Source organism: Pseudomonas sp. P4_D7, from assembly GCF_056401755.1.
Genome location: NZ_JBFUIR010000024.1, coordinates 66,326 through 87,973, shown reverse-complemented (window position 1 = coordinate 87,973; position 21,648 = coordinate 66,326). Strand labels below are relative to the sequence as shown.

The 21,648-nt window shown below is 59.5% G+C and carries 16 protein-coding genes; 7 read left to right on the top strand and 9 right to left on the bottom strand.

Features of this window, described 5'->3' with window-relative positions; translation table 11 throughout:
- Positions 1–44: 44 nt before the first annotated feature.
- Positions 45–836, bottom strand: a complete 792-nt coding sequence (locus AC1DVF_RS16740) for a crotonase/enoyl-CoA hydratase family protein (RefSeq protein ID WP_477782811.1) — start codon at positions 834–836, stop codon at positions 45–47.
- A 422-nt stretch (positions 837–1,258) separates the two neighbouring features.
- On the opposite strand from AC1DVF_RS16740, the gene AC1DVF_RS16735 reads away from it, so the two are divergent.
- The gene (locus AC1DVF_RS16735; protein ID WP_008088238.1) at positions 1,259–2,932 is read left to right on the top strand and encodes a DEAD/DEAH box helicase; all 1,674 of its coding nucleotides are present in this window, start codon (positions 1,259–1,261) and stop codon (positions 2,930–2,932) included.
- 105 nt (positions 2,933–3,037) lie between these two features.
- On the opposite strand, the gene AC1DVF_RS16730 is transcribed toward AC1DVF_RS16735, so the two are convergent.
- On the bottom strand, positions 3,038–3,805 hold the full coding sequence (locus AC1DVF_RS16730; protein ID WP_093435145.1) for a DODA-type extradiol aromatic ring-opening family dioxygenase: 768 nt from the start codon (positions 3,803–3,805) through the stop codon (positions 3,038–3,040).
- A gap of 103 nt (positions 3,806–3,908) precedes the next feature.
- Here AC1DVF_RS16730 and AC1DVF_RS16725 point away from each other — a divergent pair, with 103 nt between their 5' ends.
- A complete protein-coding gene (locus AC1DVF_RS16725) occupies positions 3,909–4,556 on the top strand; it encodes a thiopurine S-methyltransferase (RefSeq protein ID WP_460096503.1) in 648 nt (215 codons plus the stop codon).
- Between the two features lie 201 nt (positions 4,557–4,757).
- On the opposite strand, the gene htpX is transcribed toward AC1DVF_RS16725, so the two are convergent.
- Complete coding sequence (gene htpX / locus AC1DVF_RS16720; protein ID WP_007908619.1) at positions 4,758–5,645, bottom strand: protease HtpX; 888 nt, start codon at positions 5,643–5,645, stop codon at positions 4,758–4,760.
- Between the two features lie 303 nt (positions 5,646–5,948).
- Entirely contained in the window at positions 5,949–7,160 is a 1,212-nt protein-coding gene (locus AC1DVF_RS16715; RefSeq protein WP_007908620.1) for a pyridoxal phosphate-dependent aminotransferase, read from the bottom strand.
- Positions 7,161–7,384: 224 nt separating this feature from the next.
- Here AC1DVF_RS16715 and msrB point away from each other — a divergent pair, with 224 nt between their 5' ends.
- From msrB to AC1DVF_RS16700, 3 genes are all read left to right on the top strand, one after another.
- Positions 7,385–7,780: a peptide-methionine (R)-S-oxide reductase MsrB gene (gene msrB, locus AC1DVF_RS16710; RefSeq protein ID WP_477782810.1), complete on the top strand. Its 396-nt coding sequence runs from the start codon at positions 7,385–7,387 to the stop codon at positions 7,778–7,780.
- A 109-nt stretch (positions 7,781–7,889) separates the two neighbouring features.
- Entirely contained in the window at positions 7,890–8,375 is a 486-nt protein-coding gene (locus AC1DVF_RS16705) for a glutathione peroxidase (RefSeq protein ID WP_477782809.1), read from the top strand.
- Complete coding sequence (locus tag AC1DVF_RS16700; protein ID WP_116256540.1) at positions 8,372–8,833, top strand: MarR family winged helix-turn-helix transcriptional regulator; 462 nt, start codon at positions 8,372–8,374, stop codon at positions 8,831–8,833. Before AC1DVF_RS16705 ends, AC1DVF_RS16700 begins: the two co-directional genes overlap by 4 nt.
- Here the strand turns inward: AC1DVF_RS16700 and AC1DVF_RS16695 are convergent.
- Complete coding sequence (locus AC1DVF_RS16695) at positions 8,817–11,138, bottom strand: hybrid sensor histidine kinase/response regulator (RefSeq protein WP_477782808.1); 2,322 nt, start codon at positions 11,136–11,138, stop codon at positions 8,817–8,819. The two genes, AC1DVF_RS16700 and AC1DVF_RS16695, sit on opposite strands and share 17 nt — an antisense overlap.
- 167 nt (positions 11,139–11,305) lie before the next feature.
- Between AC1DVF_RS16695 and AC1DVF_RS16690 the strand changes: the two genes are divergently transcribed.
- The gene (locus AC1DVF_RS16690) at positions 11,306–12,196 is read left to right on the top strand and encodes an ATP-binding protein (RefSeq protein WP_093435135.1); all 891 of its coding nucleotides are present in this window, start codon (positions 11,306–11,308) and stop codon (positions 12,194–12,196) included.
- Complete coding sequence (locus tag AC1DVF_RS16685; protein ID WP_093435133.1) at positions 12,193–12,675, top strand: GAF domain-containing protein; 483 nt, start codon at positions 12,193–12,195, stop codon at positions 12,673–12,675. Before AC1DVF_RS16690 ends, AC1DVF_RS16685 begins: the two co-directional genes overlap by 4 nt.
- On the opposite strand, the gene AC1DVF_RS16680 is transcribed toward AC1DVF_RS16685, so the two are convergent.
- The 4 genes from AC1DVF_RS16680 to AC1DVF_RS16665 all read right to left on the bottom strand — a co-directional run bounded on the left by AC1DVF_RS16680 (position 12,676) and on the right by AC1DVF_RS16665 (position 21,644).
- Complete coding sequence (locus tag AC1DVF_RS16680; protein ID WP_477782807.1) at positions 12,676–15,621, bottom strand: HD domain-containing phosphohydrolase; 2,946 nt, start codon at positions 15,619–15,621, stop codon at positions 12,676–12,678.
- Between the two features lie 47 nt (positions 15,622–15,668).
- Entirely contained in the window at positions 15,669–19,313 is a 3,645-nt protein-coding gene (locus AC1DVF_RS16675) for a transporter substrate-binding domain-containing protein (protein WP_477782806.1), read from the bottom strand.
- 8 nt (positions 19,314–19,321) lie between these two features.
- Positions 19,322–19,948, bottom strand: a complete 627-nt coding sequence (locus tag AC1DVF_RS16670; RefSeq protein WP_007908640.1) for a response regulator transcription factor — start codon at positions 19,946–19,948, stop codon at positions 19,322–19,324.
- 367 nt (positions 19,949–20,315) lie between these two features.
- Positions 20,316–21,644: a deoxyguanosinetriphosphate triphosphohydrolase gene (locus AC1DVF_RS16665; RefSeq protein ID WP_093435126.1), complete on the bottom strand. Its 1,329-nt coding sequence runs from the start codon at positions 21,642–21,644 to the stop codon at positions 20,316–20,318.
- Positions 21,645–21,648 lie beyond the last annotated feature (4 nt).

Below are 21,648 nucleotides of genomic sequence, written 5' to 3'. Positions count from 1 at the left end.
GAGCGAGCCTGCTCGCGAAGAGGATCTGATAACCAGCAAATATTTCAGATCCCTTTGAAGACTCCAGGCCGCCGCTCCACCAGCGACCGCACCCCTTCCTTGGCATCCTCACTCGCCAACAATTTCTTCACCAACGCCGGTAACCCTTGCGCGGCCGCTGTCTCACCTTCATACCGCGCCTGCCGCGCCGACATCAACGTCGCCTGCACCCCCAACGGCGCCTGCCGCGCAATCCGCTCAGCCAATTCAATCGCCCGCGGCAGCAGGTCTTCGCTGGCCATGACTTCCTGCACCAACCCCAGGTGCAACGCCTCGTGCGCATCAAACTCATCGCCGGTCAGCAGCCAGCGCATCGCGTTGCCCCAACCGGCGATCTGCTGAAAACGTAAAGTCGCACCACCAAAAGGAAAGATCCCACGCTGCACTTCCATCTGTGCGAAGCGGGTATTGCTCGCACACAGGTTTATATCGGCTGCCAGCATCAGCTCGATGCCGATGGTCAGGCAATAACCCTGCGCGGCGACTATCACTGGTTTGCTCACCCGTGGGCCGACGAAAACGCCCCACGGATCGCAACCGCCGGTCGGAACCTGCCAGCTCTGGGCGAGGGCGGAACTGGCGTTGACCAGATCCAGGCCAGCGGTAAAGTGCTCGCCATGCCCGAACACCACCGCCACCCGCGCTTCGCTGTCGGCCTCGAACTCGCCGTAGGCCAAGCTCAGCTCGTTGAGCAGGTCGAGGTCGAAAGCATTGCGCTTGGCCGCTCGATCCAGGCCAATCAGATGGACGTGACCACGACGTTCACGGCTGACGCGGCCGGGGCAGGGCTGATTCATGGGTAGATCCTCGGGCGGGAAGGGCGGGTGCAGCGACGGTATGCCGCACATCAGTGAATCGTTTAAGCGTCATCGCCCGCAGGGCCGGGCCTTTGAAAAATAGACCTTCGCGCGATTATCCGCAAAACCCCGTTACACAGCGGTGACACGCTCATTCAGGCAATAAAAAAAGCTCCCTTTTTGGGCAAAATCCGGTATAGTGCGCGCCGGCCTTTAACCGGGCCGCGTTTAGGTAGCGCATTTCCCGAAGTCAGCTTCGGCTGCACGTCCGCATTGCGGGCTCTTCCCGGACGATTCTTTTTTTCATTCATTCGTTTTCGCAAATCCCCGCCGACAAAGCTGCCAGGGCGACTCTTGAGTCTCAACACGGCATGCGCAGCTTTGGAGCATGGGTCTTTGCGGATGCACTTAGAGGCAGACCCATGACCCAGGAAACCGGCGGATTCGCCGCTTTTAATCTTAACCCGAATATTCTTGCAGCCGTCGCAGCGACTGGCTACGAAGAGCCTTCGGCGATTCAGCAGCAATCGATCCCGATCATCATGGCCGGCCAGGACATGATTGGTCAGGCGCAAACCGGTACCGGTAAAACCGCCGCGTTCGCACTGCCTATTCTGCACCGCATCGATCCTGCCAAGCGCGAACCGCAAGCCCTGATCCTGGCGCCAACTCGTGAGTTGGCGCTGCAAGTAGCAACCGCTTTTGAAACCTACGCCAAGCAAATGCCGGGCGTTACCGTTGTGGCCGTTTACGGCGGCGCGCCTATGGGCCCGCAACTGAAAGCAATCCGTAATGGCGCACAGATCGTTGTCGCCACTCCGGGCCGTCTGTGCGACCACCTGCGTCGCGACGAAAAAGTTCTGTCGACCGTGAACCACCTGGTTCTCGACGAAGCTGACGAAATGTTGAAACTGGGCTTCATGGATGACCTGGAAGTCATCTTCAAGGCTCTGCCAGCGACCCGTCAGACCGTTTTGTTCTCGGCTACCCTGCCGCAGTCGATCCGCGCCATTGCCGAACGCCATCTGCGCGATCCGCAACACGTGAAGATCCAGACCAAGACCCAGACCGTTACCGCGATCGAACAGGCTCACCTGTTGGTTCACGCTGACCAGAAGACTTCGGCCGTTCTCAGCTTGCTGGAAGTGGAAGATTTCGACGCTCTGATCATGTTCGTACGCACCAAGCAAGCGACCCTGGATCTGGCCAGCGCCCTCGACGCCAAAGGCTACAAAGCCGCGGCGCTGAACGGTGACATCGCCCAGAACCAGCGTGAGCGCGTTATTGACTCGCTGAAAGATGGCCGTCTGGACATCGTTGTCGCGACCGACGTAGCTGCTCGTGGTCTGGACGTTCCGCGCATCACTCACGTGTTCAACGTTGACATGCCGTACGACCCAGAGTCCTACGTTCACCGTATCGGCCGTACTGGCCGTGCCGGTCGCGAAGGTCGTGCACTGCTGCTGGTGACTCCACGTGAGCGCCGCATGCTGCAAGTGATCGAGCGTGTAACCGGCCAGAAAGTTGCTGAAGTACGCCTGCCGGACGCTCAAGCCGTTCTCGATGCGCGCATCAAGAAACTGACCAACAGCCTGTCGCCGCTGGTCGCTGATGCCGAATCGACCCACGGTGAGCTGCTCGATCGTCTGACTGCAGACATCGGCTGCACCCCGCGTGCTCTGGCTGCTGCGCTGCTGCGCAAAGCCACCAACGGTCAAGCGCTGAACCTGGCGGCGATCGAGAAGGAACGTCCACTGGTGCCGAACAACGCACCGCGTGGCGACCGTCCTGAGCGCACTGGTGATCGTCCTGATCGTGGTGACCGCGAGCGTCGCGCGCCAATGCCTTTGGGCGAAGGCCGTGCTCGTTGCCGTACCGCGCTGGGTGCGCGTGACGGTATCGCTGCGAAGAACCTGCTGGGCGCCATCCTCAACGAAGGCGGTCTGGCCCGTGAAGCGATCGGTCGCATCCAGGTGCGTGACAGCTTCAGCCTCGTCGAGCTGCCGGAAGATGGTCTGGACAAACTCCTGACCAAACTGAAGGACACTCGCGTTGCTGGCAAGCAGTTGAAGCTGCGTCGCTATCGCGAAGATTGATCCGCCCTTGGGCTGATTGATCGAACATAAAAAATCCCCGACTGGTTCGGGGATTTTTTTTGCCTGTTTTTTGCCTTTGTGGGAGTGAGCCGGCTCGCGAAGGCATCAACCGAAGCGGTAAATATCCATGCCCAGCGCACCCATTGTGAATCCCTTGTGCGCCACGCTGAACTCACCCCCCGCACCCCGGGCAAAATACAACGGCAACAAATGCTCATCACTCGGATGACTGCGCACCGCATGCGGCGCCTGCTGACGATAATCGTGCAGCGCTGCCTCATCGTCGGCCGCGAGCTTATCGATCACCCAGTCACGGAAATCCCGCGCCCAGGGCTCAACGCTTTCCGGGCCGGCGTGCCAGTCCAGTTCGCGCAGGTTGTGCGTGATGCTGCCGGAGCCGATCAGCAAAATGCCCTGATCACGCAGACTCGCCAGTGCCCGGCCGACTCGGGTTTGCAGCGCCGGGCCGCCACGGCTCGGCAGAGAGATTTGCACCACCGGGATATCCGCCTGCGGATACATCAGCGACAACGGCACCCAGACGCCATGATCGAACGGGCGTTGCGGGTCGAGACGGGCAGGCAGGTTGTTGGCAGTCAGTAGATCAGCCACCTCAGCAGCCAGTTGCGGATTACCCGGTGCCGGATACTGCACTTCAAACAGCGCCCGGGGAAAGCCGCCGAAGTCGTGCCAGGTTTCCGGTTGCGCATGGCTGCTGACCAGCAGTTCCTGGCTTTCCCAGTGCGCGGAGACGATAACGATGGCTTTGGGTTTCGGCAATTCGGCGGCCAGACGAGCCAGAGCCGGGCCACTGGCGCCGGGCTCCAGGGCCAGCATGGGTGAACCATGGGAAATGAACAGGCTGGGCAACATGATGGGTTCCTGAGCGTTAAGATGGCTTCATCTTCAGTCAGAACATTGATCTAAATCTAATATAAGTTTTAACGCTTTTTGATCGAATTATTGGGAGTGATGCATGCAGCCTGAGTTTTGGCACAAGAAGTGGGCTTCGGGGCAGATTGGTTTCCATCTGCCTGAGGTAAACCCGTATCTGCAGCGGCACTGGGCGGTACCGGCAGCGGCGCGAGTGCTCGTGCCTTTGTGTGGGAAAAGTCTGGATCTGGCGTGGCTGGCCGGACGCGGTCATCAGGTGCTCGGGGTCGAACTGTCGGAAAAGGCTATCGAGGACTTTTTCAGTGAACATCAGGTGCAGCCGCAGATTAGCCAGAAGGGCGCGTTCAAGGTCTATCGCGGTGAAGCCATCGAGCTGTGGTGCGGTGACTTTTTTGCGCTAACGGCGAGCGATGTGGCCGATTGCGCCGCGTTGTACGACCGCGCCGCGCTGATTGCCTTGCCGGCGACGATGCGTGAGCGGTATGCGGCGCATCTTCAGCAGATTCTGCCGCAGGGTGTGCACGGGTTGTTGATTACGCTGGACTACGATCAGGCGCAGATGCCGGGGCCGCCGTTTGCGGTGGGGGATGATGAGGTGCAGCGGTTGCTGAGTGGTGCCTGGCAGGTGCAGATGCTGGAAGAGCAGGATGTGCTGGGGGAGAGCGGGAAGTTCCTTCAGGCTGGCGTGACGCGGCTGGAGGAGCGGGTCTACCGGGTTTCTTCCCGATAGTTTGTTGGCGCCGTTACGGGCCTCTTCGCGAGCAAGCTCGCTCCCACAGTGATTTGTGCTATGTCACAGATCGCCTAAACACCGCAGAACCCTGTGGGAGCGAGCTTGCTCGCGAAAGGGCCGGCACTGTCGGCGCACACTCCAAAGATGTAAAAAAGGCCCGCATCACTGCGGGCCTTTTTCATTGTTACACCGGTCGGATCAACCGCGACGACGCAGGGCGTCGATACGCTCTTCCAGCGGCGGGTGGCTCATGAACATGCGGGCAAAGCCCTGTTTGATACCACCGTTGATGCCAAAGGCGTTAAGGGTGTCCGGCATGTGCACCGGCAGGCCCTGTTCGGCGCGCAGGCGTTGCAGTGCGCCGATCATTGCGCTGGTACCGGCCAGGCGGGCGCCGGCTTCGTCGGCACGGAATTCGCGCTTGCGCGAGAACCACATGACGATCGCACTGGCGAGAATGCCCAGTACCAGTTCGGCAAAAATGGTCGCCACGTAGTAGGCGATGCCTTGGCCTTCTTCGTTCTTGAAGATCACTTTGTCGACGAAGTTGCCGATGATCCGCGCAAAGAACATCACGAAGGTGTTCACCACGCCCTGGATCAGCGCCAGGGTGACCATGTCGCCGTTGGCGACGTGGCCGATTTCGTGGGCCAGCACGGCTTTCACTTCATCGGGCGAGAAGCGCTCGAGCAAGCCCTGGCTGACCGCGACCAACGCGTCGTTCTTGTTCCAGCCGGTGGCGAAGGCGTTTGCTTCGTAGGCCGGGAAAATACCGACTTCGGGCATCTTGATCCCGGCTTCGCGGGACAGTTGCTCGACAGTTTGCAGCAGCCATTGCTCATGCCGGGTACGTGGCTGGCTGATGATCTGGGTGCCAGTGCTCATCTTCGCCATCCACTTGGAGATGAACAGCGAGAACAGCGAGCCGGCGAAACCAAAGACTGCACAGAAAACCAGCAGCTGACTAAGGTCGAGATCAACCCCGTTGGCCGCCATGAACCCGTTGAAGCCGAAAAGGCTCAGGGTGATGCTGGCTATCAGCACGACCGCCAGGTTAGTGGCCAAAAACAGCAGGATGCGCATCATGGTTGTAGAAATCTCCTCAAGCTAAAGATGTAGCGTACTGCGGGGTATATAAGGTGCTGCACCGGGCTATTCAACTGAGTGACTATTTCAAACTGTGTCCTACAGCGGATTCTTCGGTGCCCGGCACATTTCCCACGACAGATAACGATAGGGATGACGGCCAGCCGCGACCCGTCGCCATTAAGCTGGACGCAGGTAAACGGTACGAATCGCAAGTGTAGAAGGCGTGCGCGGACGCGGAACGCAGAAGTGTTGCTGAATCAGACAGTGCGCAACGTTTGGCCGTTGCGCACTGCTGGCCAGTTACTGGCGGTAGGACTTGAGGAAGTTGCCGATACGGCCGATGGCCATTTCCAGATCGTCGACGCGGGGCAGGGTGACCACGCGGAAGTGATCCGGCCACGGCCAGTTGAACGCCGTGCCCTGTACCACCAGCAGCTTCTCGGAGAGCAGCAGGTCGAGGACGAACTTCTCGTCGTTATGGATCGGGCAGACTTTCGGGTCGATCTTCGGGAACGCATACAGCGCGCCCATCGGCTTGACGCAGCTCACGCCAGGAATGTCGTTAAGCAATTCCCAGGTGCGGTTACGCTGTTCCAGCAGACGACCCTGCGGCAGCACCAGGTCGTTGATGCTCTGATAGCCGCCCAAAGCGGTCTGGATCGCATGCTGGCTCGGCACGTTGGCGCACAGGCGCATGTTGGCCAGCATGTCGATGCCTTCGATGTAGCTCTGGGCATTGTGCTTCGGCCCGGAAATGGCGATCCAGCCGGAGCGGAAACCCGCCACACGGTAGGACTTCGACAGACCGTTGAAGGTCAGGCACAGCAAGTCCGGGGCTAGCGACGCGGTGCAGATGTGCACGGCATCGTCGTACAGAATCTTGTCGTAGATCTCGTCGGAGAACACCACCAGGTTGTGCGCGCGGGCGATTTCCAGCATGCCCAGCAACACTTCCTTCGAATACACCGCGCCGGTCGGGTTGTTCGGGTTGATGATCACCATCGCTTTGGTGTTCGGGGTGATCTTGGCCTTGATGTCGGCCAGATCCGGGAACCAGTCGGCGCCTTCGTCGCACAAGTAATGTACGGCGTTACCGCCGGCGAGGCTGACGGCGGCAGTCCACAACGGGTAGTCCGGGGCGGGCACCAGCACTTCGTCGCCGTTGTTGAGCAGCGCCTGCAACGACATCACGATCAGTTCGGAAACGCCGTTACCCAGATAGATGTCTTCGATGCCGACACCTTCAACATTCTTCTGCTGGTAGTACTGCATCACCGCTTTACGCGCGCTGAACAGACCTTTGGAGTCGCTGTAGCCTTGCGCGGTCGGCAGGTTGCGGATCACATCCTGAAGAATTTCGTCCGGCGCTTCGAAACCAAACGGCGCCGGGTTGCCGATGTTCAGCTTGAGGATGCGCTGGCCTTCCTCTTCCAGTCGTTTGGCGTGCTTGAGCACCGGGCCGCGAATGTCGTAGCAGACGTTGGCGAGCTTGTTCGATTTGCTGAACTGCATGGCGATGTGATCCCGAAAATGAACGATCCAGGCGGCGGATGGACAACCGTACTGGGATTCCTGCGTCTTCACACAGGCGGACGTCTTGAGCCGTGGCTCCCATAATCCGTTTGAATGCGCCCGGTCTGGCTGCCAGACTGGTGCGTGACGAGGCGCAATCATACGTGCCGCCCGATCCGTGGAAAAGGTACAGATCGGGCTTTTTCAGCCGCTGAGGTGTGATGATGGAAAAGTTGGAAAAAACCCTGGAAGAATGGCGGGCGATGCTCGACCCTGAGCAGTACAACGTTTGTCGTCTGAGCGCGACCGAGCGCCCGTTCTCCGGTAAATACAACGACACCAAGACCGATGGTATCTACCACTGCGTCTGCTGCAACGAGCCGCTGTTCGACTCCAAGACCAAATTCGACTCCGGCTGMGGCTGGCCGAGCTTCTACGCGCCAATCGGCGAAAGCGCGATGACTGAAATCCGTGACATCAGTCACGGCATGATCCGTACGGAAGTGAAGTGCGCGCGCTGCGATGCGCATCTGGGCCATGTGTTCCCGGACGGCCCACCGCCGACCGGCTTGCGCTATTGCATCAATTCGGTGTGCCTGGATCTGGTTCCACGCGCATAAACCAATGAAGGCGACTTTCGGGTCGCCTTGTTTTTGAATAATTAAATTGCACACAATTTAATTGCTCGCTATGTTTGATCTTTCTTGACTGTCTGCGGAGCCCGACGCCATGAGCGACAACCTGTTGAACATTCCGTGCACCACCATCAAGGGGGAGCAAAAGACCCTCGCCGATTTCGCCGGTAAGGCGGTTTTAGTGGTCAACACCGCGAGCAAATGCGGTTTCACTCCACAGTACAAAGGCCTCGAAGAACTGTGGCAGACCTACAAGGATCAGGGCCTGGTGGTTCTGGGCTTTCCGTGCAATCAGTTCGGTAAGCAGGAGCCGGGTAACGAAGGGGCGATCAGTGAGTTCTGCGAGCTGAACTTCGGCGTCAGCTTCCCGCTGTTCAAGAAGATCGACGTTAACGGTGGAGACGCGCATCCGCTGTTCGTGCAGCTGAAAAAACGCGCGCCGGGCCTGCTTGGCTCCCAAGGCATCAAGTGGAACTTCACCAAGTTCCTGATTGGCAAGGACGGAAAACTGGTCAAGCGTTTTGCCCCGGCCACCAAGCCGCAGGAGCTGAGCGGCGAGATCGAAGCCCTGCTCAAATGAACAGCTTGCCGGTCGATTCGCTGAAGCTCGACAACCAGTTGTGCTTCAAGCTGTACGCCGCCTCTCGAGCGGTGATTCGTGCCTACAAACCGATGCTCGATCAGTTGGGCCTGACGTACCCGCAATACCTGGCGATGCTGGTGTTGTGGGAATGGCAGGACGCTGCGCCGGAGCAACCGACGGTCAAGGCGTTGGGCGAGCGTCTGGCACTGGACTCGGGCACGCTGACGCCATTGCTCAAGCGTCTGGAACAGTTGCAATGGGTACAGCGCCAGCGTTCAACGCGTGACGAGCGCGAAGTGCACCTGAGCCTGACACCAGCCGGCCAAGCCTTGCGCGAGCAGGTCGGGCCGCTCAAGGCCCGATTGCTGTGCGACAGCGGGGTGGATCTGGACCGTCTCAATGAGTTGCGTGACGGCCTCGATCACTTGCTGGGGCAGATCAAAGCGCTGTCGTAGTCGGGATCCACTGATCGAGCAGCGCCGCCAGCTCTTCACGGCGAAACGGCTTGGCCAGATAGTCGCTCATGCCGGCTGCGCGACAGCGTTCGCGTTCTTCGGACATGGCGTTGGCGGTCAGAGCGACGATGGGCAGGCTCGGCCAGCGCCCGCTTTGACGGATCTGTCGGCTGGCTTCGTAGCCATCCATCACGGGCATGTTGCAGTCCATCAGCACCAGATCGAATTCGTGATACTCCAACTGATCCAGTGCTTCGGCACCGTGGGCGGCGACGATGACCTCGCAGCCCAGTTTGCCGAGCATGCCTTTGGCCACCAGTTGGTTGACCGGGTTGTCCTCGACCAGCAACACCCGCCCGCGCCGCACCGAGGGAGACGTTTCCAACTGCGCATCGTTAACGGCGACCACGTCCGGTTGCAGGGTACGTCGCAGGTTCTGGTACAGCGCATTACGCGCCAATGGTCGGGCCTGTTGCTGCAGAGGCGCGAGTGCGGCGGCTTCTTCGCTGGGCAGGAAACTGCCGTAGGCGGTTACCAGCAGAATCGGTGCCCCAAGCGTCGGGCGCAAGCCGAACAGGCACTCCGGACAATCGGTGATCACCACGTCCGGCGTCAGGCCCAGCAGTGAGTCATCGATGGTGCGCTGCTCATATGCAAGTCCCCACACCGGCAGCAGGCTCTGCAACAGTTCCGCCAGTCCACTGCTGGCAGCGGTGATGGCGAGGATTTTTCCGTGCAGCGGCGCCGGAACCAGTGCGCGGGTATGACACGGCAATGGCAGCTCGGCACAGAACTGACTGCCGAACCCGGTTTCGGAACTGATGGTCAGACGCCCCTGCATGGCTTCGCAGAGGTTGTAGGTCAGCGCCAGACCCAGCCCGGTGCCGCCGTATTGTCGAGTGATACCGGCGCCCGCTTGAGTGAACGGCTGGAAGATTTTCAGCTGCGCGTCCTGGGCGATACCGATGCCGGTGTCGCAGACCTCGATGCGCACGCCATCCTTGTAGGTCGACAAGCGCACATCCACCCGGCCGAAGCGGGTGAATTTCAGCGCGTTGGACAGCAGATTGCTGACGATCTGCCGCACGCGAGTCGGATCGCCCAGCACCAGTGCCGGGAAGTGCGGGTCGATCAGGCAGGTCAGTTCGACGCTCGGCGCGGCATTCTGCGACAACAGGTTGGCGGTGTCTTCAATCAACGAGCCAAGATCGAACGGGATGTGCTCAAGCTCCAGTTGCCCGGCATCGAACTTCGACAGGTCGAGAATATCGTTGAGCAATTCGACCAGCACCTTGCCCGAGTCGTGGGCGATCGACAGTTGTTGCTGCTGTTCGGCATTCAACGGACCGTCGAGTGACAGCGCGATCATTCCCAGCAGGCCGTTGAGCGGCGTGCGGATCTCATGGCTCATGTTGGCGAGGAACGCCGAGCGGGCCTCGGCCATTTCCAGGGCGGTGCTGCGGGCGACTTCGAGTTCCTGATTGGACTGGCTCAGCCGTGCGTTGATCGCCTTGAGTTCAGCGGTGCGCGCCGAGACGATGTTTTCCAGTTGTCCGAGGTAGTCGGTCAGACGGTTTTCGGCGTTGCGTCGCTGCTGGATCTCGGTGGCAATGTTCTCGAATTGCTGATTGGCGACTTTGACCAGCACGCCGATTTCATCGTTGCCGTGGCCGGACGGGCACTCCAGCGTGGTCGGCTCGGCGCTGCGCGGGTCGCGCCCGCTGAGTTCGCGGATGACCCGCACCAGTGGTTTGGTCAACATCACATAGAACAGCGCCAACAGGATGCCGGTGAGAATCAGGCTGCGGGCGAAGCCATTGAGCAGGGTCACCTCGGCGCGGCGCAGGAAGCGACTGCCGAAGGCATAGGTGTCGACCTCAAGGCTTAACACGCCCAGCGATTCATTGGGCAGATGATCCAGATACAGACGGTCTTCGAACTGGCGTTTGGCGCCAAACAGGAAGTCGCTGATGACCCGATAGCCGCTTTGCAGTTCCGGTCGTTTGACGCTGGCCAGCACCGTATTGTTGTTGTCGATCAGTTGCGCAGAAATGATTGCCGGCGAGCGCAACAGGCCCAGGGTCAGTTCCTGCGCCAGTTCGGCGTCGATGTTGTAGGCGATCCGTGAGGCCGGGTTGTGGCTGATTTCCAGCAAAGACAGGATTTCACGGTTGATGGAGGCGTCTTCACTGGCATAATCGATGCCGATTTGCAGCAGGCTGAGCAGCGTGCCCAGAATGAACCCGACCAGCACGGTAAGCCTGGCTTGCTTGTAAGACAGCCGGTGGGTGAATTTGATATCCATGGGGTGTTGAACCACTTCCGTTTCCCTTCGCTGCTCAAGCATAGTCGATCATGTATGGATACCGAGGTTCCCGAATCGCCTTGTAACAAGGCTTGGTAGGGTGATTTTTATCTGTGTGTCGTCGCAGGATTCACCATCATCACTGTGAACGTGCCCGAGGAGAAGACGTGGATTCCCGATTAAATGCTTTTCTTGAACGCGCCGAGTCGGTTCTGGCGCGTATCGAACCGTTGTTGCCGGCACCACGGCCGGTGATCGACTGGGGCACTTGTCTGGCGGCGCGCTGGCAACGCGACGGGCGCAGCGGCTATCTGATGCCGCTGGAAGTCAGCCTCGACATGCGCTTGTCCGACCTGATCGGCGTTGACCGTCAGCTCGAACAGCTGGGGCGCAACACCCAGCAGTTTCTCGATGGCATGCCGGCCAACCATGCGTTGCTCTGGGGTTCGCGCGGTACCGGCAAGTCGTCGCTGGTGCGGGCCTTGCTGGCGGAACACGCCGCCACCGGCCTGCGCCTGATCGAGATCGAGCGTGATCATCTGGCGGATCTGCCGCGGGTGGTCGAGCAGATCGGCAAGCTGCCACAACGCTTCGTGCTGTTTTGCGATGACTTGTCGTTCGAATCCGGTGAAGGCGATTATCGCGTTCTCAAAAGCGTCCTCGACGGCTCGCTCGAGCAGGCCCCGGACAATGTCTTGCTGTACGCCACCTCCAACCGCCGCCACTTGGTGCCGGAAAAGGAGAGCGATAACGAAAACTGGAAACGCGTCGACGGCGAACTGCATCCCAGCGAAGCCGTTGAAGACAAGATCGCGCTGTCGGACCGTTTCGGTCTGTGGCTGTCGTTCTATCCGTTTACCCAAGAACACTTCCTTAACGTCGTCGAACACTGGATCGGCCAGTTGGCCGCCAAGGCCGGCCTGAGCTGGCAGCGCGACGAAGCACTGGACATCCTCGCCGTGCGTTGGGCCACCGGCCGCGGTAATCGCAACGGACGTTGCGCGTACCAATTCGCCCGTTACTGGGTGGGACTGAAATTGTTGGAGCACAAGGCATGATTGATTTGCAACAAAGCGGCCAGGGCCTCGAAGGCTATGGCATGTTGGCCGCACAACTGGAATCGCTGCTGGCGGACGAGCGCGATTTCATCGCCAACGCCGCGCAGTTTTCGGCGTTTCTGTTCAACCAGCTCGATGACCTGAACTGGGCGGGCTTTTACCTCAATCGCAACGAAGAACTGGTGCTTGGTCCGTTCCAGGGGCAGATCGCCTGCGTGCGCATCCCGTTTGGCCGTGGTGTGTGTGGCGCGGCGGCGGCCACTCGGCAAACCCAGCGCGTTGAAGACGTACACGCGTTCCCGGGGCATATCGCCTGCGACAGCGCCTCGAACAGCGAGCTGGTCGTGCCGTTGGTCAAGGACGGTCGCCTGATCGGTGTACTCGACCTCGACAGCCCGAAGCTGGCGCGTTTTACCGCGCAGGATCAGGCTGGCATCGAGCAACTGGCAGCGATTTTCCTGCGTCTGACCGACTGCTGATCATGCGGTGAGGCCAGCCTTGTGCAACAGGCTGGCCGGATCGACGTTATCGATCTGTGCGGGATCGAGAAAGCGCACGGCGTACTGCATGTAAACGCCTTCGTTGATGAACAATCCGAATAGCTGAGCATCGATGTGCGCCTCACGGCACATGGTGGCCATGATCGCCAAGGCCTCGCTCAGGGTTTTGGCCTTTTTGTACGGGCGATCGGCTGCGGTCAGCGCCTCAAAGATATCGGCAATCGCCATCATTCGCGCGGGCAGGCTCATGTCCTCACGCTTCAGGCGTTTCGGGTAACCGGTGCCGTCCATTTTTTCATGATGACCGCCGGCGATTTCGGCAATGCTGTCGAGGTGGCCGGGGAAGGGCAGGTGGCTGAGCATCATGATCGTCTGCACCATGTGGTGATTGATCATGTAGCGCTCTTCGCGGGTCAGGGTGCCACGGTTGATGCTCAGGTTGTACAGCTCGCCGCGATTGTATTTGTAGTGCGGTACATCCAGTTTGAAGCCCCATGGATTGTCTTCGGGGATCAACTCGTTCGGGTCGCGTTCAAGCAAGTGCTCTGGCTTGTCTGCCAAAAGCTTTTCACTGACCGGCAGATTCGGTGCCGGCGTGCGCGCCTGACGCCGGTTCTCTTCCCATGACACGCCCAAGCGGTCATCAAGGGTGCGTAGCCAGGTGCGTTGCGCCAGATGGTCAAGGCGCTGCAGATCCGCCTCTGCCATCGCTTCACTGCCCAGATTGCAGCGCGCGACAAACGTAAAATCGTCGTCCAGCGCCGTCAGCGTGGCATCGCGCAATTCGGCCAGTGCAGTCTCATCGCCGCCCAGAGCGCACGCCTGCCAATAGCTGATCCAGGCATCACGCTTGAGCACTTCGAAACGCGTGCGAATTTCATGAATACGGTCGTTGATGGTTTCCAGTTTGGTGGCCTTGTCGACCACGTATTCCGGCGTCGTCACCTTGCCGCAGTCGTGCAGCCACGCGGCAATGTGCAAGGCTTCCCATTCATCCTCGCTCGGTTGGTAGGCACTGAACGCCGGCGCCTCGCTTGCCGCTGCCGCCTGAGCGAGCATCAACGTCAGCTCTGGCACGCGCTGACAATGGCCGCCGGTGTACGGACTCTTGGCGTCGATGGCGCCAGCGAGCAGTTGAATGAAGGCGTCGAGCAATTGCTTTTGGCGGGCTTGCAGGCGTTGGCTCTCGATGCTGACCGCCGCCGCGCCGGAGACAGCCTGGAGGAACGCGATGCGATCAGGGCGCAGTTTTTCCAGATCGGCTGCCGTGCCGCTGTCGCTCACCAGCAGAATCAGCAGGCCGATGGTTTCGTCGTGGCGGTTGTGCAGGCGGATGCCGATCAGATGGATGCGGGGCGATTGCATTGCCAGCAGGACCTTCTGCAAGTCGCCGGCCTGATCGACGCCGAAGTTGCTCACCACGTTATTGGCGYCGACCAATTGTTCAAACCACGCCGGCCCTTTGTTCTGCTGCAGGTCGTGGCCCTGAATGTCGAATGCTTCCAACGCCTGAGACGTACCATCGATCACCAGCCCGTATGGCTCCATGCGGCTGCTGTCGCTTTCACGCAGATAGATCAGCCCTGCCTGCGCCTGCGCAATCTGCACCGTTTCAAACAGCACCCGTTGCAGCAGCGGGGCGAAGCGGGTTTCGGCGCCGAGGGTGTCGGTAATCCGGAAGAAACTCGCCAGAGTGTCTTTCATCCGCGCCATCGACACGCTCAACTGGTCGACTTCAAGCACCGGCGAGCGGCGGGCCAGAGGAAAGTTGAAATCGAAACTGCGAATCGCGTCGGCTTCCTTGACCAGTGCATGCAACGGCTTGACCAGAATTCGCGAAATCACCCAGCCCAGCGGCAGGCACAGCAGCAGGGTCGCGAGGGTTATCAGCGCGCCTTGCCAGCGCAGGCGGTAGGCATCGATCAATAACTCGTCCTCGGGCACCAGCAGCGCCAACTGCAAACCTTTCGGACCGCCCTCCTGAATGTTGCTGCGGGCGACGATCCACTGGCGACCATCGGCTTCCAGGCGATTGCCTGTGGCTGCGCCGGACAACAGCGCATGCAAGCCCGGACTCAGATCCGCCGCTTTGGCCAGATGCGCGCCGCTACTGTCGACGATCAGGCGTTCGCTGTCGGGATAGGCCACAGCGTTGCCTTCGGCATCGAACAGGGCAATTTCGGTGGAGGGTGTGACGACATGTTTGCTCAGCGCCGCCGACAGGGCGACCAGCGTCAGGTCAGCACCGATGACGGCGTTCTCGCCGCTGCGTCGGGCCAGCGTCGTGCCGACATTGCGCGTGGAGAAAAACACGTAGGGCTCGGTGGTGATTTGTTCGTTTTGCTGGCGAGCATGGTTGAACCACGCGCGGCTACGCGGATCGTAGCTGTCGTCGGGGTTGTCCTGACGGCTGATCAGCGACAATGTCTGGTCAAAAAACAGCGATTGCGAGTGCATCGCGCCCTGCGGGTCATGTTCGATACTCCAGACCTGATACGCCGCCGCTTCAGGGGCCTTGAGCAATGTCTTGATGGCGGCGCTGCGCAGCGGACGCACCATGAAAAAATCGCCATTGGCATAACCCAGATATAGCGACGCCAGATTGGGATTGTCGCTGAGCGACTGGCTAAACGGTCGGAGCAAGGGCAAGCGTTGTTCAAGGCGCGCGGCCTGAGTGGCGGGGTCATCCGCCAGCAAACTCAGCAGGTGCCGAATCGGCTGATAGGTGGCGGACATGTCCAGACGTACGTCTTGTTCGATCCTGTCGAACAGCTTTTCGCTGCTCGACAGGATGATCTGCGTGGTCTGGTGATAATTGAACAGGCCCAGTACGACCCCGGTGAGCAGCAACAGGAATGTGAACATGACGCTGATGTGCACATGCAGCGGAAACCGGCGTTGCTCCGGGCGCAGTGGGCTGGGCATTTCGGACTCTCCATGATGGTTAACTCACTGCTCAGCGCCAAGCATAGTTAAGGCAAGCTCATTGTGCTTCGATCCGACACCGCCAATTGTTGCTGTAGTGCCTGCTCCAGTTCGAGCATGGCGCGGTTGCTCGCCTCGCAACGGCGAGCGACTTCGTCTGTCGCCATGGCCTCGGCGCAGGCCTGCTCAAGGGCATCGCAACACTCGATCACGCGCGATGCCTGCGCGATACGTGCCGCACCCTTGATTTTGTGAGCGACCACCGCCAGCGCCCCGCGATCCTGTTCCGGCGACAGTGCGAGCAGTTCCTCTCGGTCGATACGGCTGCTTTTGAGCAATTCCGCCAGCAGACGGCGAGCCTGGGCCGGATTGCCACCGGTCAGCATGTTCAGGTTTTGCAGGTTGAAAGCCGGCGGCGCTGATGTCGGTGTGATGCCATCGACCCACTGGCTGAGCAGGCTCAGGCTCAGGGGTTTGAACAGGCAGTCGTTCATGCCGGCCTGCTTGCAGCGCTGGATTTCTTCGGGCTGCGCATTGGCCGTGAAACCCAGCACGGTGCATGGCGGACAGCGCGCCTGCAGTTCCTGCTGACGAATGGCGCGGGTCAGATCATAGCCATTCATCAACGGCATGTTGCAGTCGACAATCACCAGATCGAAGTGACCGGTCTTCCACAGTTCCAGGCCGCTGCAACCGTTCTCGGCAATGCTGAAGTGATGGCCGAGAAACTCCAGTTGTTGACACATCAGCAGGCGATTGGCGGGATGGTCGTCCACCACCAACACGCGTAAGGGGGTCTGCGATGCCTTGATTGGGGATTCACTTTTGACCGTGCTCAGCTGTATCGGCAGCGTTTCCAGTGCCAGCGAGACGCAGACCTGGGTGCCGATGCCAGGCTGGCTGCTCAATTGCAATTGCCCGCCCATCATTTCGCACAGGTTACGGCTGATCACCAGCCCCAGGCCGGCACCACCTCTGCCTTGCTGGCTGCTGTTTTCCGCTTGGGCAAACGGTTCGAACAAGCGCTGCTGATCCTCGGCACTGATACCGACGCCGCTGTCCTGTACGGTCAACTGCATCAGGGCGCGGGCAGGTACATCGGTGTTCATGAGGTCGAGGGTGATCCGCACATGCCCCTGCTCAGTGAATTTGATCGCATTGCTGACCAGATTCGACAGCACCTGCTTGAAACGCAGTGGGTCCAGATGCACATCGACGGCCAGATCCGGTGGGTTGAAGATGACTTGCAGGGAGAGGTTTTTCTGCCGGGCGAGACCGTCGAAGATCCTGGCGACTGACGTCACCGTATCGACCAGATTGACCCGTTCCGGGCAAAGACTCAGACGCCCGGATTCGATCCGTGCGATGTCGAGAATGTCGCCGATCAAACCCAGCAAGTCCTTGGCCGAGTGGTACGCGGTGTCGATGGATGAGCGATCCGGATGCTGCGGATCCATGCGTTTGAGCGTCAGTTCGAGCATGCCGATCACCGCGTTCATCGGCGTGCGGATCTCGTGGCTCATGGTCGCCAGAAAGGTGCTTTTCGCCCGGTTGGCCTCATCCGCCCGTTCTTTGGCCGTACGCAACTCGTCGAACAACTGGCGGCGCTCGCTGATGTCGATCCAGCCGCCAATGATGCCTTTCACCTCACCGCTGGAGTCGCGGTACGGCAGTATCCAGTGATAGATCGTCAGACGCCGGTTGCCGATGTGCAGGGGCCGGTCGACGACCATCGGCGTGCCTTCGGCGATGACACGCTGGTAATCGGCCTGAAAGGCCTGGGCCTCGAAGGCATTGCTCAGGGAGCCATCGATGACGTTTTTGCCGATGACATCCTCGCGGCGGGCATTGAATGCTTCGAGATAGCTCTCATTGCAACTTTGCAACCGGCCCTGGCGGTCGCGCACGTAAATTGGATGCGGTGTGCCGTCGACCAGCGAACGCATGAATTCGAACTGGTCGTTCAGCGCTCGTTCGGCAGCCTGGCGTTTTTTGATCTGGTGGCGCATGTAAGCGTTCCAGACCAGCAGCAACAGCAGTAACAGGAAAGCGCCGATGATCACTTGATAGAACAGGCGTTGGTAGTTGTGCCAGATGTTCTGCGAGACAGTCGAGTAACCGCGCCAGCGTCCATTGATCACCCCCAGTTCGTCGGGGGCGATGCTCAACAACGCCTTGTTGATGATCGACGTCAGTTCCGTGTTGTCCCGCGCGGTCGCCAGTGAAAACGCCGCCTGGCCCGTGCCGATCGTGGTGGTGATCTGCAGCGCCTGATTGAAGATTCGTGAAGAAATGAAGTAGTTGGCAATCACCAGCGAGTTCACCGCACCGTCGACATGGCCTTCAGCGAGCTGGGACACCGCGCTGAACGTATCTGCCGTTTCGATCAACTGGATGCGCGGATATTCCCGACGCAGGTACTCGACCATCGGATTGCCTTGGGCAATCGCCAGTCGCTTGCCCTTGAGCTTGCCCAGATTGGTCGGACCATCCGCGCTTTTGCGGGTCAGCAGAACGTAGGAGTTTTCCAGATAGGGACGACTGAAATTGAGGGTTTTCTCGCGCTCCGCCGTCGGCAGTAATGCGGCGATCAGATCGGCTTGATGACGGTCGATCTGCTGGATCATTTCCGCGTCGTTGCGGCTGCGACGGATCTCGAAACGCAGGCCGGTGCGCAGGCGGATCAGCTCGAGCAGGTCGGCACTGATGCCGCGAAAATTACCGTCGTTGTCAAAGAATGTCAGCGGCGCGAACGCTTCATTGACCACCACACTGACCACCGGATGTTGTTTGAGCCACGCTTCTTCGCGCTGTGTCAGTTGCAGTTTCCGGTCGGTGAGCAGCAGATCGCTGCCAGCGCTCCAGCGCTTGGCAATATTGTCACGCTCACTGGCCGGCACAGCTTTTAGTACTGCATCGATGATCGCCAGCAGTTGTGGGTTGTTGCGGCGCACGGCGAAGCTGAATCCCTGGGCTTCCTGCTTGCCGAAATTGGCCATGCGCACGTTGTTCAGATAACCCTTGTTGATCATGTAGTGAGTTGAAAGCGTGTCGCCGAGAAACACATCGGCCTGATCGAACGCCACGGCGTTGATTGCATTCTGGTAGGAGGGGTAGCAGGTGATGAGCGCTTTGGGGTACAGCGCTTTGACTTCGGGCAACGGCAGATAGTGATAGACCATGCTCAATCGCAGCCCGGCCAGGCCTTCGGTGAGTGAGCGGGTTTCGTCCTCGCGGGTAACCAGCACCGGCATGTCAATGGCATAGGGTATCGACAGCGCCAGGTTGGCATTGCCCGCTTCGAAACCGTTCGCGGTACCGAGCAGGTCGATCCGGCCATCGACCAGTGCGCTAATCGCCGCGTCCCGAGAGGGAAAGCGCTGCACCCGGATCGGTAGACCGGTGGCCTGGCCGAGGAGCCCGGCGTAATCGGCCGTCAGACCTTCGTAATCCTTGCCGCTGGTCGTCATGTCAAAAGGCGGGTAGTCGGGCGCGGAGGTGCCCACGACCAGTTCGTTACGTGTCAGCAGCCACTGCCGTTGGGAGTGTTCGAGCGTGACCGGAACTGGCTCGTCCGCCGACCGGCTGAGCAAGGCGTAGTCAGGTGACGTGCCGGGCATGGCGAACACATTGGCGCTCAGGTAAAAACCTGCGCTCAACGCAATTAAATAGTCCTTTAAACGGCTAGGCATGCGGGCTCTCACACGAGTGCGTTTCGTTTGGCCATCTCGATAAGTTCTACAAGGGATTTGGCCTTGAGTTTTTGCATCAGACGTTTTTTGTAGGTGCTGACGGTTTTATTACTCAGAAACATGCCCTTGGCTATTTCCTTGTTAGTGCGACCCTGGGCGAAAAGTTGTAAGACCATCAACTCGCGATCATTAACGGATTTGAATAATTCAAGTTCGGCAAAACGGATGTCGTCGCTGCGCACCGGATTCAATGCCTGGCTGGGGAAATAGTTGTAACCGGACAGTACCGCTTTGATCGCACTGACCAGTTCACTCAAATCTTCCTGTTTACAGACATAACCCGATGCGCCGGATTGCATGCAGCGAATGCCGAACAGCGTCGGACACTGTGCCGTCAGGATCAGGATCTTTAACGGGGAACCCATGGCATTGAAGCGAGCCAGTACTTCGAGGCCATCCAGCTTGGGGATGCTCACATCGAGAATGACCAGATCGGGCATGCACTCGCGCACCATTTGCATGGCATCGACTCCGTTATCGGTTTCACCGACGACCTTGTAACCTTCATGCTCCAGCAGCATTCGAACGGCGAGACGGATGACCGGGTGATCGTCGACAATAAAAACGGAGTTCATAATCAAATCCCATGCAAGCACGAATAAAGCGCGCACCTTAGCTCAGTTGAATGAGCACTCGCATGAAGTGACGTGGCTTCAGTCACGATATCGGATTAATCCTACAATTAATGAAGAAACGGACTACAACCAAACTAGGTTTGACGTAAGGAAGTGCTGGATTTGAACGGGCTTATAGTTTGACTTGAATGATTTGCAAGTACTGGCCGTAAATGGCTTTTTAAAGATGTTTAAAGTTGCTGATTCGTCGGCGCAATAATTGCCGCTATTCCAGCCATATCAGACGCCAGTCGACACTTGTGGGTCGATAATCACAGGCTGTGTGGATACGGGCGGCCATCGTTATGGCCGCCCGTAGGCGAGCGGGTCAGTGACTGGAGCGCCCGGTCATTTCCAGCGCCATGTCGCTGGCGTAGCTGTCGGTCATGCCGGCGATGAAATCGATCATGCGCAGAAACGACGTGTGTAACGATCCCTGCGGATCCGGTGCGTTACTGCCCAGCAGATCGAGAATGCGCCGGCTTTTGAATGACGGTGTACGACCGTTGTGTTGTTCCAGCGCCGCGCCGCAGAACGAGTTGAGCAGAATCTCGAGCGTGGTATAGGCGCCGATTTCATGCAGGGTTTTGCGTTTGTCCTGAAAGATTTTCTTGCGGGCGATGTCCTTGGCATTCAGCACGCAACGCTTGGCCGGGCCGTGCATGTGCTCGACCAGATCGCCGTGCAGCGTGCCGGCGAGGAGGGCGTCCTGTTGCTCGACAAAGGCCCGTGCGGCGGCGTTGGTCAAATGCTCGATGGCCTTGCCACGCAGGATCGCCAGTTTGCGTCGGCGCGAATCCTGCGGGCCGAGCTGGCGATAGGTTTCCGGCAGATCATCACCCACCAGCCCGAGCAGCAGCGATTCGACTTCGGCGTACTCCAGCAGCTCCATTTCGAGACCGTCTTCGAGATCAATCAGCGCGTAGCAGATGTCGTCGGCGGCTTCCATCAGGTACACCAGCGGATGACGCGCCCAGCGCTGGTCTTCGATTTGCGGCAGGCCCAGTTTGTGGGCGATCTGCTCGAGCAGCGGCAACTCGCTCTGATAGCAGCCGAATTTGTGTTTCTTGTAGCCCAGGGAGTCGGCGTGGCGCGCGGTCCACGGGTACTTCAGGTAAGTGCCGAGGGTGGCGTAGGTCAGTCGGGTGCCGCCGTCGAACTGGTGATACTCCAGCTGAGTCAGGACCCGGAAACCCTGGGCATTGCCTTCGAAATTGAGGAAGTCGGCGCGTTCGGCTTCGCTCATGCCGTCGAGCCAGCCGCGTCCGGCGGCCTGCTGGAACCAGTGGCGGATAGCATCTTCACCGGAATGACCAAACGGCGGATTGCCAATGTCGTGGGCCAGACACGCCGATTGCACCACCATGCCGAGATCGGCCGGGTCGCACCATTCGGGCAAGGCATTGCGCAGGGTTTCCCCCACCCGCATGCCCAGCGAACGGCCGACGCAACTGACTTCCAGCGAGTGGGTCAGGCGCGTGTGAATATGATCGTTGCTGGTGACCGGGTGGACCTGGGTCTTGCGCCCGAGACGGCGGAAGGCGCCGGAGAAGATGATGCGGTCATGGTCTTTGTGGAAAGGGCTGCGGCCAAGTTCTTGCGGGCTGTGCAGCGGCTTGCCGAGGCGTTCGCGGTTGAGCAGGGTGTGCCAATCCAAGGCT

Coding starts and splice junctions, on each gene's coding strand:
- AC1DVF_RS16740 (WP_477782811.1), bottom strand. CDS start 836: ATGAATCAGCCCTGCCCCGGCCGCGTCAGCCGTGAACGTCGTGGTCAC.
- AC1DVF_RS16695 (WP_477782808.1), bottom strand. CDS start 11,138: ATGGATATCAAATTCACCCACCGGCTGTCTTACAAGCAAGCCAGGCTT.
- htpX (WP_007908619.1), bottom strand. CDS start 5,645: ATGATGCGCATCCTGCTGTTTTTGGCCACTAACCTGGCGGTCGTGCTG.
- AC1DVF_RS16705 (WP_477782809.1), top strand. CDS start 7,890: ATGAGCGACAACCTGTTGAACATTCCGTGCACCACCATCAAGGGGGAG.
- AC1DVF_RS16725 (WP_460096503.1), top strand. CDS start 3,909: ATGCAGCCTGAGTTTTGGCACAAGAAGTGGGCTTCGGGGCAGATTGGT.
- AC1DVF_RS16675 (WP_477782806.1), bottom strand. CDS start 19,313: ATGCCTAGCCGTTTAAAGGACTATTTAATTGCGTTGAGCGCAGGTTTT.
- AC1DVF_RS16735 (WP_008088238.1), top strand. CDS start 1,259: ATGACCCAGGAAACCGGCGGATTCGCCGCTTTTAATCTTAACCCGAAT.
- AC1DVF_RS16715 (WP_007908620.1), bottom strand. CDS start 7,160: ATGCAGTTCAGCAAATCGAACAAGCTCGCCAACGTCTGCTACGACATT.
- AC1DVF_RS16685 (WP_093435133.1), top strand. CDS start 12,193: ATGATTGATTTGCAACAAAGCGGCCAGGGCCTCGAAGGCTATGGCATG.
- AC1DVF_RS16700 (WP_116256540.1), top strand. CDS start 8,372: ATGAACAGCTTGCCGGTCGATTCGCTGAAGCTCGACAACCAGTTGTGC.
- AC1DVF_RS16670 (WP_007908640.1), bottom strand. CDS start 19,948: ATGAACTCCGTTTTTATTGTCGACGATCACCCGGTCATCCGTCTCGCC.
- AC1DVF_RS16730 (WP_093435145.1), bottom strand. CDS start 3,805: ATGTTGCCCAGCCTGTTCATTTCCCATGGTTCACCCATGCTGGCCCTG.